Annotated in this window: 1 protein-coding gene; it reads right to left on the bottom strand. The window is 65.1% G+C overall.

Features of this window, described 5'->3' with window-relative positions; translation table 11 throughout:
* The coding region (locus G3N62_RS35640) for a 3-hydroxybutyrate dehydrogenase (RefSeq protein ID WP_241013306.1) at positions 1-773 on the bottom strand (773 nt) is incomplete at both ends.

The raw sequence follows: 773 nt of genomic DNA, 5'->3' as shown, positions 1-773 counted from the left end.
TGCATGAACCAGCCGTGGCTGACGATGAACGATTGACCCGTGAGCGCGGCGCTCGGGAACGCCGACAGGAACAGCACCGTCTGCGCGACGTCCTGCACCGTCGTGAACACGCCGTCGACCGTGTTGCCGAGCATCACCTTCTTCACCACTTCCTCTTCGCTGATGCCGAGCTCCTTGGCCTGCTCCGGAATCTGCTTGTCGACCAGCGGCGTGCGCACGAAGCCCGGACACACGACGTGCGAGCGCACGTTGTGCTTCGCGCCTTCCTTCGCCAGCACGCGGGCGAGGCCCAGCAGGCCATGCTTGGCCGTCACGTACGCCGACTTCAGCGGCGACGCTTCGTGCGAGTGCACCGAACCCATGTAGATCACGACGCCGCCGCGATCGTCCTTGTACATGTGCTTGAGCGCGGCCTTCGTCGTCAGGAACGCGCCGTCGACGTGGATCGCCTGCATCTTCTTCCAGTCGGAGAACGAATAGTTCTCGATCGGGTTGACGATCTGGATGCCGGCGTTCGACACGAGGATGTCGACCGAGCCGAACGTTTCGGCAACCTTGTCGATGCCGCTGTTCACGGCGTCCTCGTTCGTCACGTCCATCGCGACGCCGATCGCCTTGCCGCCCGCCTTGTTGATCTCGTCGGCGACCGCGTTCGCGCCGTCCTGGTTCAGGTCGGCGATCGCGACGGCCGCGCCCGCCTTGGCGAGCTCGAGGGCGATTTCCTTGCCGATGCCGCTCGCGGCGCCCGTGACGACTGCGGTCTTGCCATTCAG

The organism is Burkholderia sp. Tr-20355 (genome assembly GCF_017104685.1).
GTDB classification, from domain to species: Bacteria; Pseudomonadota; Gammaproteobacteria; order Burkholderiales; family Burkholderiaceae; genus Burkholderia; species Burkholderia seminalis.
This window is presented reverse-complemented; position numbering and strand designations above follow the sequence as displayed.